This window comes from Vibrio tarriae (assembly GCF_002216685.1).
GTDB lineage: Bacteria > Pseudomonadota > Gammaproteobacteria > Enterobacterales > Vibrionaceae > Vibrio > Vibrio tarriae.
In genome coordinates, this window is sequence record NZ_CP022353.1 from 956,633 (window position 1) to 968,746 (window position 12,114).

Below are 12,114 nucleotides of genomic sequence, written 5' to 3' on the forward strand. Positions count from 1 at the left end.
ATCACATAGTTTGTCTATGCTCATGGGGATTCACTTCCTTGCCGCCTATCTACAACTCCAAGTTGTTTGGGTATGCTCCTATTTTGTAGTAAGTGCTGCCAATTGAGCTTCTAGTTGTGCAACACGGCTTGTCAAACCTAAGTAGCTATATCCAGAAAATCCCATGGCTAAGTTTTCCTTCATGAAACGAGCAATATCTTGCTGCGCGGTATCACCACTTTGAATTGAACTATAAAAAGCAAGACGCAGAGCATTAAATGCCGCTTTGCCGTTTTGTTCTGCAAAACCTTCCATACAAGGCAATTCACTAAACACTTTGAAAGTTGCTGATTTTACATTGCTTGAGAGCAATGCAGACTTTTGTTCAGCAGTCATTACAGAGCGTGCAGCATTAATTGCGCTTTCCAGAATCGCTTCACCTTTTTTCAACTCATTGGTGCCTTTTGCATCAATAGTGCTAAATAGGCGGTTACGACCAGCCTGTAGACGTTTGAGCGCGACATCAATAACAGAGCTTGGTCCAGCTTTGGGGGATTCTGGAGATGCTACGTCAGCGGATTTGTAACAGTCTGGGAACTTCAAGATTTCATCACAAAAAGCCTTGACATATTCTGGTGCTTGTTCAAGTTGACTTTTCAGTGAAGTTGCTTGTGTTGATCCCTTAGTCTGTTCCGCGATGACTTGCATCCAATCGATATCAGCAGCTTTAAATAGATAGTCTGCTAGTGAGTCTGCAAGAGTATTTAATTCCGCTTCACTGAGTTTAGGGCTTAGGTTGAACATCTCGTCAGATAGCAGTAGATCGTATGCTTCAGGCATCGATGATTCTGCTACTGTTGGTTGAGATACATTCACCGTTTCTGATGAACCCGCTTTACGTAGTCGATCTTTAGAGAACCCAGCAATCTCAGATAATAGTGCACTACGGCCATCAGTAGGTTTGCTAGCAAATGCTGCAGGCAGTGGCGGTGGCACAGGAATATCTGATGTGCTTACTTTTTTTAGTTGAGCTCCATGATTAATGAGTTCCTTCATCAACTTTGAATGGGGATCTGATGCGCTTTTTTCGGTCGAAGATGATTTCGGGGTTGCTCTTAATTTTACACCTTGGCGAATTTCTTCCATTAACTTGGAACGATTATCGCTAGTCTGCGCTACAGACTCCGTTGTGGCTTTTTGTTTAGGTAGTCCTGGAGCCGCAGGAATATTACCAGCGCTAGGAAGTGGTGGTGCTGGTGGGATATTCCCTGGCAGTGGTGGCGCAGGTGGAATTGAGCCATCTTGTTTTACGATTAACTCAGAACTGGATTCGATAGTGACAAAAACAGAGTCATTATCTTCCAAATTGACGGCAGTCAAATCCTCATGAGATGAACTTGATGAAAGCACGTCACTGGTAAGCAATGAGCGTGATGAGCCAAGTTCACTGTCACTTTTTGTTAATGAAGAATCACGAACAGTAGTTGTTGCTTGTTCAACAATCTGCTTTTTGCTTGCTGTGTGCTCTTTAAGCTCTTGGCTAAAGCGGCGGCATTTCTCAGCAAGAGTGTGAAGCTTCTTACTGAGAGACTTATTGCAAATAGACTTGATTGAGATTTTAAGAGATGAGCGTTGTGCCGTGTCACTGGTAGACATGACGTTCGCTTGTTGGGATACGCTAATTTTAAACATAGAGACTCCTCTGTTTAGTTACAGGAGTAGTCTAGCTCGCTGATTTTCTCAAAAGCACCATACTTTTTGTGATATAGGAGAGAAAAATCATGATGTTGGATTTTTGTAAGAAATGGCCCTTGTGAAAAATGTCGAAAGATAGCGAGGATGGTCGGATCACTTTCGGATAAAATGCATTTGACTTTCACGATCTTTCATGAAGCTTTTTATCGTGTTGCAGCTAAAATCAATGTCAACAAAGGAGAGGCGATCTATAGAAGCCTCAAAATTAAAGTAGATTAAAAGTGATATGAGCAACATGATGAAAATAAATAACATTGAGCATAGTAATGTCGGGCTACAACCCACAGCAGAAACGACAAAACCTAACTTAGAAATTCGCGCTATAGAACATACCTCTAAACGGTTCAACTTTAGCTTTCTAAAGTCGAGCAAATCCTACAATGTGCATCGCTTGGAGCAGCAACAGTACGAGCGCGAATACCGATTGATCGAAAAAGCCAGCATTTATGGACGGCGCGATGTCTCAAAACAGCTATCGCATGTCAATATTCGTACAACTCCAGCGGCATTTTCACCAACCCCTAATGAGATTGGGACTCACATCTTAGCAAGATTAGGCTCCCAATCTGCGTATTGTGATGAAGGCGTGATCTCAATTAAAGGCTCAACGCTACAAGCTGCGATTGCTGTTAATCGTGACAAGCAAGAGATTGTGCTCGTTTTAAATCGAGACCAAAAAGCGACGGGCATTAAATCTTGGTTAAATAAAGCAACGAAATCACAGAGCGATTACCTATACGCCAGCAATATCGCTCAAGAGCTGGTTAAAGTTCGTAATAAGTTCTACAGCAGCTACGCGATTACAATTACGGGTGAGCACAAGGAGAGTAAGCTGATTAACTATGCGTTAGAGTCTGCATTTAAGGTGAAAAGTTAATCGTTCTGCCTCAGTGTTACAGGCAAATTAGCAAAAAGGTGAATCAGACGACATTCAGTTTGATTCACCTTTTCTCATTAGAGAGGTGAGGAAAGTTGAAGTAATGTGCGCCTATTCAAAACCAGACAGATGAGGGCAAAGATGTTTGATCTAGGTATCCAAGGTATTGATGTAACACAACCGTCAGTAATGGAGAAAACATACAACAGTGTTGGTGAAAGTTTTGAGCAAATACTCGCCACTATTGATTCTATTGAATCTAGTGGTGGTGGTATGTCGGCAGTAGATGCTTTACGTCTACAACAAGAAGTATTCCATTACTCAATATATCAAGAGACGGTTAGTAAGATAGCGGCCAAAGCGGCTAACGCAATCAATGAGGTGATGAAGGCACAATAAAATGAAAAAACTATTGCTTTTGATTTTTGCTCTGATCGTCTCAGGTTGTAGCGAATCTGGGATGACTCAGGTAGCAAAGTTTGAATCGGCAGATCTCTCTAACAAAGTGATCGTGCTGCTGAATAAAAATCAGGTCAACGCTAAGCTGACCCAACTAAAAGATGGGTATGGTGTATTAGTTGATGATGCTCAAGAAATGAAAGCTCGTGAGCTATTGGCGTACTACAACTTTTACTTTGAGCGAGAAGATCTCAATGACTTGCTTGAGTCGAAGTTTGCTAGCTTAAGTAAACTTGAGATGGTGAAAAGTAATTTCTTACAAAGTAGAGAGATCTACAACAAGCTCAGCATTATGCCTAACATATTGCGAGTTAGCGTTGTAGTTACAGGAGAAAAAGCCAAAAGGATTTCGGTATTAATTTTGAGTCTGAGTGAGATTTCTGCTGAGAACAAAAGTAATATCGAACGTTTTTTGAAAGGGGTCTTAAACGAAGAGGATAAGCTAACCATTAGCTATTTTGTACAGGCGGTGTAAGTTGAAAAGATCTGAAAAATGGTACTTTAAACTTAAGCACCATTGCTTAGCCAAAGAGCGTTTAACGGCCGAGCAGTTTGAGGTACTCACAGGATTAACTCAAACGGAGATCGAGTGTTATTTTAAACAATCAAGTCGACATATTAAAAAGCGCTTACTCCGTTTAGGTAAAGTGGTGCGATATCAAAAAAGCAAACAAGCTGAAATAAGTTCTGATTGGCTAACGCTTCGCCGTGAGTTAGGGCAAAAGCTATGTCTGTATTCTGATGCGATAGGTATACAAAGAGTTACCCAAGAAGCGCATGACCTTGAATATGGTTTAGCACTGCTTGCCACTATCGATCGTAGGAAAGCGATTATTTGGTCAATTCGTTTGAGAAAGGCAATGCCTGAATTCTCAGTCAAGGTCGCCAGTGTTCCTCGGTTGACACTTTTATTTAATCAGCTTAACAACGATTAAGTAGATAAACATTATAAGAGAGTAATCAAATGAACGAGTTTGAGGTCGAGACACATAAGTTATCTGAAGATTTTTTTGAATTGCTCGAAGGAAAAGTGATTGAAGAGCATATCAATAAAATCAAAAAAGAGAAAAAAATCACAATTGAGATTCTTAAAGAGTTGCTTGATTTAGCTGATTCACTATACCAAAAATATCAGCTGAAAGAGGCAGAGATTATTTATCTTGCGTATACAGGGCTTTGTCCTTTCGATCATCGTGGACCTGCTAGCTTGGCCTCTATTTATCTAGAACAAGCACAGTTTCAGAAGGCATTGGATATGCTCAATATTGTGAAAACCTATCCAACAGCAGATTTTGATGAAACCTTAGTCAATATGGCATTGTGTCACTATAAGTTAAAGCAATACCTCGAGGCTGCGGCTGTGTTTATTATTATCAAAGCTGAAAAGCTTAATGAATTTAACCAAAAGCGTTACGAATTCTTACGTAAGCAACTTAATCCTTATTTGAAATAGGAGCAGATATGAATGTAAGTATCCATGGTTCTCTCTTAAAAAGAGAAAGCATATTAAACAATCCATCTTTAAGTTTGAGCTCAGTGTCTACATCGGATATTGATACAGCTGAAAATGAACTAAATTCTCTTAGTAAAGATAGTAACTTAAGTTTTGTACTTGAAAAACAAAAAGAAGCAGTAAAAGCAGTATCTCCGAGGAATACAGAAACCGATATCAGTAACGCTCTTTTAGGCTCAATTAATGATGCTGCTTTAGAGTTAGATATCCTTAATGGTTGGACTGAAGGTGGAAAATCCATGTTTTCATCTATGATTAGTGGAATGCTTGATAGTATTTCAAAGGATGGAATTATTGGAATTGAATTAGAAGATACTTTACAACTTATTTTATTGGAAGTAATGGTTAATTCTGAACAATACGGTCTTTCTGAGTGGATAAATAAGCCTGATGTTACTAGTTGTATTCAGCATTTGCTGGAGAGTGTTGGTAGCGCTAGTCATGGTTTACATGAACCACCATGGAACAATTCTGAAAATATAGCTAAAGGTGCAGAGTATTTATTAACTAGTTTGTTGGAAAATGTTAAAATATTAGATGGCACTCTTCTCTCAAAACTGTTATCAACATCAAAGCTAGACTCTGAGGAGGGTAGAAATAAATTGTTTTCACAAATAAAGGATAAGTACCATGATGGTGAAGGCTGGCTAATTTATAATAAAGCACAACAGAATAATACGAGTAAAGCTACACAGCTTAGCCCTCTTCTAACATTAATGATTGCTTCGGATTTATTGAAAGAAAAGCCCGATATATCTAGAAGTGATATGGAATCCATACTTTCTCGTGATATATCAAGAATAGAAAGTCTTATGCAGAGCATTATCAAAAAAAACACTATAAGTGAATGGATAAATACTAATCCTAAGTGGCAAATACAAGTTGAAGGTGCTGGTGATGATGGTGGTCATGGTGGTCAATTAGATTGGATTGGTAATGGATTGAATATTAATGACTTAGTGAATATATATAACAATTTCCCGTCTCGAATTCTTTCTGATGAGGATATAAAAGATATAAACCGTATTGGTGACAACGTAAAAATGATCATGCAAACTCTGAAATATTGGTTTCAGATTTTGCGTGATGAACGTGTTGCGATTGCGAGAAACATTTAGTTTCAGGAAAAATCAACTTTTTTCATGATCTGTTATGGTATTTTTATGAGAGAAGTTGAGAGTAATTTGATTTCTTTGAAATATAGGGATGTTGATAAGGAATAAGATTGGAAGCGCAAAAAGAGAAGTTTTATGAGGTATTGAGATCTTTAAATCAACAATGCCTTACTTTAGACGTATTATATCGACGCCGTGGAATTAGTAACCCAGTTAGTAAAAGTAAAGAATTCGCGCATCTGCCGAAGTGCGCCACATCTTGTTCAACGTTACAAGATGACTCTAGCGAGGGTGAGTTAAATGTTGTTCTATTTCGCTAGGAATATTCGGTAATCATTAATCGTTAATAGGTAAAGATCATGAAAACATCATTAGTGAATATCGCAGAGAACCAAGAATCTCTGTGGGGTCAAGCTAATAAAGAGATCGAACAAAAGCAGAACCAACCTCAGCAACAAGCTGAAGAGGGTTCTGTTGTACCTGGTCAACCATTGCCAGGCAGTTCGCTATCGTTAAATGACCTTTGGCGTACTATTCGTGAAAGCATGAAGCAAGTTGCAGAATCTGTTTCTGGTGCTGGCCAAGAAAAAGTAGCAACCAAAAAAGGTTTGATTGAGTTACAAAAAGACTCACAAATCGCCATGCTGAACGAGCGTGCTTCTCAACTCGAAGAGCAGAAAAAAGCACAACAAACACAAGGCATTCTTGGCAAAATTGCCATGGCCTTGGGCTTTATTGCCGCGATTATTATGGCTCCTTTTAACCCAGTCATGGCAGCCATCATGATCGGTGGCATGGTTGCAAGCCTCGTTATCCCGAAAATTGCTGACGAAATTATGAAAGCGGCAGGCGTTGATGAAAAAACGCGTGGTATGGTCAAAATGGGGTTAGATATTGCGATTGGCCTTGGCACTATGCTGCTCAGTTTTAACCCAGCTGGTATTGCCTCTTCTGCTGGTAAAGCAATTGCAGGTGGTGCTGCTAAAGCAGCTACGTTGGTGAAGCGCGGTGTCGATGCTGCAAAAACGCTGAAGTCATTTACTGCCATTTCATCAAAAGCGGGAAGCTTAGCTGAGAAGGTTCGTAAAACAGCGCAACCGCTGTTAGATAAGATTCAAGAGTTTGCCAAAGGTGGCCAAATGACGGCTGCACGTATTGGCCAAGCTTCTTCAGTGGGCTCTAACGTAACCTCAGTAGTCAGCACAGGTTATGGTATTAAAACTGCCGATATCTCCAAACAAATGGAAGTCAATCAAGCTAAGCAAGATGAGTTGCAAACACGAATTGAGCAAGTACTAAAAATGCTCGATCAAGCAATGCGCTCCGTTGCTCATTCGTTTGAGTCTCTGATTAAAACAAACGAAGACTACCGTAGCTTTAGCAAAACCATGACTTCAATTCATATGTAAGGAGATAACTATGCCAATTAATGCTGTTAATTCTGTAAATCTAGCGCAACCTATTGTTTCAGAGTCTTCTTCTGCTGGTGTCTCTATTGATACCAATCAGTGGAAGGGCTTTGAGAAGTCTGTTGAAAAGATTTCTGAAGGTGGTGTGAGTATGTCTGAGCTGCTGGCTCTACTTGCAGAGATCATTAAAGCCTCTAAAGAGCTTCGTTCTCAAGTGATGAGCAATAAAATCACTGAGGCTAAAGCAACCACAGATCTTGCTGTGCATCTCGCGGCGGATCGTAAGCATGACGCACTAGTGAAATTTGGTATTACCTTGGCGGCGAGTGTGGTCAGTATGGCGATCACATCAGCATCTTCTGTGCGTATGGGGCAAACCAAAACATTGAAAGATAAACACTTGTCTTCAATGTCTGGTGATTCAAACATGCGTGTTGCTGATCTATCAGCTAAAGACATCAATAAGTTTAGCGCTCAGTTGCAACAAAGCCGTACAGCTAAGTACAACACAGTTGCGCAAACTGGCACCATGGCCAACTCCATGGTGGGTAACATCAATGACATGCGAAATGCTGAAGAAGTGAAGCATCAGGAAGAAGGTACTGCAAGCAAGCAACTGAAGGAAAAAGTGGATGCAATGCTTGATGGTTACTTGCAAGACTTAACTCAAGCTGCTGTTAAGTTGAATGAAATTCTGGATGCAATGCAACGGGCAAGTCTGGTTACTAACCGTTAATAGCTTAAAGGAGGAGCGGGTTAGAAACCCGCTCTATTTTTCTTATGCGCAATGTTTCTTTTGTTATGCCATTGAGGGCCGAACGCGTATCTGATGTTTCAAGCCCTAAAAATATTCGTGAAGAAGAGCAAACTAAGCGTGTTCGCGATGTTAAAGAATCGGAAAAACAGGAGAAAAAAAGACATCGGATTTTCCGAATTCGCAAAACGCCGATGACGCCTCAGCAACAGCGTCAATTTGCTAAGTTGCTGAACAGTTATCAACTACGTGCAATGCGTGATTGGTACAGTTTTGCAAGTCAAGTGGATGCTGAGTCACTGAATGATGCTCAGCTATGGATATTACAAGCTGCTAATCAGAGCCAGCATTTGTACCCGAAGTCTGTTCGTAAACAGATTAAAGAATTTTTAAATACGGTAAACATTGACACGGGACAGACTGAAAATCAGCCTGATAGTGAAGCAGTACAACAATTGGTTGCTTATGAGCACTATTTAGAAGGGTTGATTTCCATGTTGGTTTTGTGTCGACGCTTTGATAAGCGTGAGAAAAAGAATCGAGACAAACTAGGTTATGGTTCATACGACGATGAAGCATTTCAATCTGAAACAGACGACGCTGGATCCCTATCAGATCCTGAAGAGTAAATCGAATCGAATTAGCTGGAATGGTTTATCCGATACCCAACAATATATTGATAAAACAGCCGTCATTGAATGGTTTAGTTTACTTCGTGGTTACTCGGAAGACCTTGTAAAAGCAATTATTGTTGATGGAATTCTGGAAAATGAATTTCATAAGATTACGTTTATATTGAATCTTGTTCAGAGCCCAGAATTTCAATCGATGAGTTCAATGCAAGTTTATCAATTGCTTTACGACTTTGTGTGTAAAACTCCGCAAGGAATTTTGGCTTGGGTAGACGAAAAGGACTTTTTAATGAGTCGCGATGTATTAGCTATCTTATCTAGAAATCGTTAAAGGAGTTGTTATGAGTAAGTCATTATTTTCTATACAACCTGCTTATTCTTTGACTAATGAAACTTTTAACAAAGTTAATCTTGTTGCCGGCGCATCATTTGATAATGGGATCGTTAGCTTGTCTTTTTGTGGAGGTATTGTACGTGACCTCAAAGATGAAACTTTGATTCAATGTAAATTGCACAGTCTGGACTTAGATATAACATTCTACGTTTATGCGTCAGAGATAGAACGTATAACAGGTATCGAATTCAGTCATTTGGATGAGAAATATCTTGCTTATCTTATCTCTCAGCATTTACTAAAATATGGTATCTCATTTGAGAGAGTGACAGTCGGATGCTTGGATTTTTCTAATCAACCACTTTTAACTAAAGCAATATTAACAGCTGGTAATAATAATTTTGTAATCTTAGTAGATTTGGATAAAAGTCATATAGATAGGGGAGGATTATCGTATCGAAAAAATAAGTTGCCTGGCACATTACGCTTTAAAACATCATTAAATCTTTTTGATACCGTATTAGATACAACCGAAATTGCGTCACTAACAACAGATGATGTTGTTTTGGTTTACCCTAAGTGAAGACAATGAGATTAAATGACATAGAGCAATTTCTTTTTAAGTTAGAGAAGAATGAACAGCTCGTATTTAATGATTGCCCTGATGATAGAATTTTACCACTCATCCCGTTTTTTCAATTAGTTCATGTGCTGAATTTAGATGAAATAATACGGTTTCTTATTTCACTAGAGCAATCACTGCAAGGGAAACTGGTAAGATCAGAGGGTTATCTAATGATAACGCTGTCTGACGATGTATATGATGAAGAAGAGTTGCGAAGATTAACAATTCAGCTTCTAGAAAAAATGAGGTTTTGATATGCCGCATAATATTTCGCTGAACAATATCACACCAATGACAGCTCCTGCTCAGCAGGAGCTGTCTGATATTTCGCTCCAGACAACCGCGAGCGTATTACCGCGAGTTGAAACTCAGCCGAATATGAGCGAACCAGCACTTCCACAAACGCTCTCGCTCACTGATAGTTGTCTCGAGAATGAGGAAACGTCCTCAAATCAGCAATCTGAAGTGAAAAAAGAGCAGGCGGAGAAAAAGAAAAAAGTCCATAAGAAATCTAACAAATACAGTAACCATACAAAAGCGAAAGGCCACTTAGCCGCGATTGCTGGGGCAACAACACTTGGTGCTGTATTAGCTCCATTTACTGGTGGCTTAAGCCTACTACCTACGGCTTTTGTTGTCTTATTTGGTAATGCGACTGCACTAGCGATGTACGGTGGTTCTGAATTTGTTCTGGGGCAACAAGGAGCTAACAATCAACTAGAGGATAAAAAAGAGCCTGAGGAAAATAAACAACCAGAAGACTTGGTCCCGTTACCTCCAAGACCTATGCCTACTTATGAGTTCCACGGTTTTGATGAAATCGATGGGCGTCGTATTCCGGATGATAACGAACCTGGGGAAAAAAGAGCTGATGGTAAAGGCAATACGTTTAATTATTCTCCGGTATTCAATTTTAATTTAAATTTTGGTGATCTAAACATTAATCAGTTTAATACCCAAAATAACACTCAAAGTAATACGCAATTTAATACTCAAAATAATACTTATAATGTTAATCAGGGAGGCACTAATCCTCAACCAACGTTGATTGAACAAGCTATTGAACGATTTGGTGAGCATCCAGTAATCAGTGTTGTAGAAATTACTAAAGAGACATTGATTCGTGAGTTGCGTGGGCAAGAGCCGATTATAGGATCTGAGCCTGAAATCGATGAGATGGTTGATGCATTAGTTTCATTCCATGAACAAACTAATGAAGCTAAGTTGATTCAAGTAAACTTTGAGGGCGGGCATAAAGCTTATATCGGTGGGATCCCGGAAACGGAAGAGTTGCCTGATGTTCAGCCAGTGAAGGCCGAGGTTGTTGTAGAAAAAGAGAAAAAACAATGGCCTGAAGTTAAGCCCGCTCATCGCTTAATCACCACGTCTGGTAATGCGACTGTTGCGAGTTACTCTGGGTATCAGAATGCAAAAGTTGTTCAACAAGGACATACTATTGGCTATGCCAATGTGGAGAACATTGCTAAAAATCCTCAGGTAGCTTCAACGCTTGAATTCCAGAAGGTCAATGAGAACCAGGATCGTAAACAGTTTGTTGAACAATCTTCTGAACAGAATCATGTTCAACAGGGGGTGGATGGTCAAGTCATCATTGATTCTGCCAATATGCAGAAAGTGACGGGACAGCAAGTTAAAAAGTGGCCAGAAGTGGCGGCTCCACAACGGGTTATCACCAGTGCGGGTAATGCCAAAGTGGATGGTAACCCGGGTTATGCGAATAGCCGTATCGAAGTCAATGGCCAAACCGTTGGTTACGCACGCAGCGAACGAGTAGGAAGCCAGTCTCAACTGGCAGGAGATGCCCGTTCTATTGCAACTGACTCACATGGTGTGGAACAAGGACAGGTAACGACTGAAAACAGATCGACTCAATCCAGTGTGGAGTCCAGCTCAACACAGACGTCAGTCGAGCAAAACTCTGTTACGACTCAAACATTTGTCGAGAATGGCACTCAAACGGAAGCGGAAACTTCACCAGTGAAAGGGCACCATACCTTACAAGGTGTTGCTGCAGAGCGTGTGGCAGAGGGGGCACAAGTTGAGCATGCACAAACAAACGGTGTCAAACATTGGCCAGAAGTGGCAGCTCCACAACGAGTGATCACCAGTGCGGGTAATGCCAAAGTGGATGGCAACCCGGGTTATGCGAATAGCCGTATCGAAGTCAATGGCCAAACCGTTGGTTACGCACGCAGCGAACGAGTAGGAAGCCAGTCTCAACTGGCAGGAGATGCCCGTTCTATTGCAACTGACTCACACGGTGTGGAGCAAGGACAGGTAACGACAGAAAACAGATCGACTCAATCCAGTGTAGAGTCCAGCTCAACACAGACGTCAGTCGAGCAAAACTCTGTTACGACTCAAACGGTTGCCGAGAATGGCACTCAAACGGAAGCGGAAACTTCACCAGTGAAAGGGCACCATACCTTACAAGGTGTTGCTGCAGAGCGTGTGGCAGAGGGGCACAAGTTGAGCATGCACAAACAAACGGTGTCAAACATTGGCCAGAAGTGGCAGCTCCACAACGGGTTATCACCAGTGCGGGTAATGCCAAAGTGGATGGCAACCCGGGTTATGCGAATAGCCGTATCGAAGTCGATGGCCAAACCGTTGGTTACGCACGCAGCGAACGAGTAGGAAG

Annotated in this window: 13 protein-coding genes; 12 read left to right on the forward strand and 1 reads right to left on the reverse strand. The window is 40.7% G+C overall.

Annotated elements, in window-relative coordinates; genetic code table 11:
* Window positions 1–78: 78 nt before the first annotated feature.
* Window positions 79–1,671 carry a WH2 domain-containing protein gene (locus CEQ48_RS10040; protein WP_019829894.1) on the reverse strand — a complete coding sequence of 531 codons (1,593 nt, stop codon included), beginning with the start codon at window positions 1,669–1,671 and terminating at the stop codon, window positions 79–81.
* A 289-nt stretch (window positions 1,672–1,960) separates the two neighbouring features.
* Between CEQ48_RS10040 and CEQ48_RS10045 the strand changes: the two genes are divergently transcribed.
* The 12 genes from CEQ48_RS10045 (at window position 1,961) to CEQ48_RS10110 (ending at window position 12,110) form a co-directional block, all read left to right on the forward strand.
* The gene (locus tag CEQ48_RS10045) at window positions 1,961–2,611 is read left to right on the forward strand and encodes a hypothetical protein (RefSeq protein ID WP_198301255.1); all 651 of its coding nucleotides are present in this window, start codon (window positions 1,961–1,963) and stop codon (window positions 2,609–2,611) included.
* Between the two features lie 141 nt (window positions 2,612–2,752).
* Window positions 2,753–3,010: a hypothetical protein gene (locus CEQ48_RS10050; RefSeq protein WP_000459889.1), complete on the forward strand. Its 258-nt coding sequence runs from the start codon at window positions 2,753–2,755 to the stop codon at window positions 3,008–3,010.
* Between the two features lies 1 nt (window position 3,011).
* Entirely contained in the window at window positions 3,012–3,545 is a 534-nt protein-coding gene (locus CEQ48_RS10055; RefSeq protein WP_000734971.1) for a type III secretion protein, read from the forward strand.
* Between the two features lies 1 nt (window position 3,546).
* Complete coding sequence (locus CEQ48_RS10060; RefSeq protein WP_000830401.1) at window positions 3,547–4,005, forward strand: hypothetical protein; 459 nt, start codon at window positions 3,547–3,549, stop codon at window positions 4,003–4,005.
* 29 nt (window positions 4,006–4,034) lie between these two features.
* Window positions 4,035–4,523 (forward strand): hypothetical protein, encoded by a 489-nt coding sequence (locus CEQ48_RS10065; protein WP_001001656.1) that lies wholly within the window; start codon window positions 4,035–4,037, stop codon window positions 4,521–4,523.
* 8 nt (window positions 4,524–4,531) lie between these two features.
* Window positions 4,532–5,701: a molecular chaperone gene (locus CEQ48_RS10070; RefSeq protein ID WP_089071148.1), complete on the forward strand. Its 1,170-nt coding sequence runs from the start codon at window positions 4,532–4,534 to the stop codon at window positions 5,699–5,701.
* Window positions 5,702–6,057: 356 nt separating this feature from the next.
* Window positions 6,058–7,107, forward strand: a complete 1,050-nt coding sequence (vopB2, locus tag CEQ48_RS10080; RefSeq protein ID WP_000858304.1) for a type III secretion system translocator protein VopB2 — start codon at window positions 6,058–6,060, stop codon at window positions 7,105–7,107.
* Window positions 7,108–7,117: 10 nt separating this feature from the next.
* On the forward strand, window positions 7,118–7,843 hold the full coding sequence (locus CEQ48_RS10085; protein ID WP_089071149.1) for a type III secretion system protein: 726 nt from the start codon (window positions 7,118–7,120) through the stop codon (window positions 7,841–7,843).
* A 44-nt stretch (window positions 7,844–7,887) separates the two neighbouring features.
* Entirely contained in the window at window positions 7,888–8,490 is a 603-nt protein-coding gene (locus CEQ48_RS10090) for a hypothetical protein (RefSeq protein ID WP_001246761.1), read from the forward strand.
* Window positions 8,432–8,824, forward strand: a complete 393-nt coding sequence (locus tag CEQ48_RS10095) for a hypothetical protein (RefSeq protein WP_232477883.1) — start codon at window positions 8,432–8,434, stop codon at window positions 8,822–8,824. The genes CEQ48_RS10090 and CEQ48_RS10095 overlap by 59 nt, the downstream gene beginning before the upstream one ends.
* Before the next feature lie 10 nt (window positions 8,825–8,834).
* Window positions 8,835–9,410, forward strand: coding sequence for a hypothetical protein (locus CEQ48_RS10100; protein WP_000045697.1), 576 nt, complete (start codon window positions 8,835–8,837; stop codon window positions 9,408–9,410).
* 297 nt (window positions 9,411–9,707) lie between these two features.
* Window positions 9,708–12,110 (forward strand): hypothetical protein, encoded by a 2,403-nt coding sequence (locus CEQ48_RS10110; protein WP_089071152.1) that lies wholly within the window; start codon window positions 9,708–9,710, stop codon window positions 12,108–12,110.
* The last annotated feature ends 4 nt before the right edge of the window (window positions 12,111–12,114 follow it).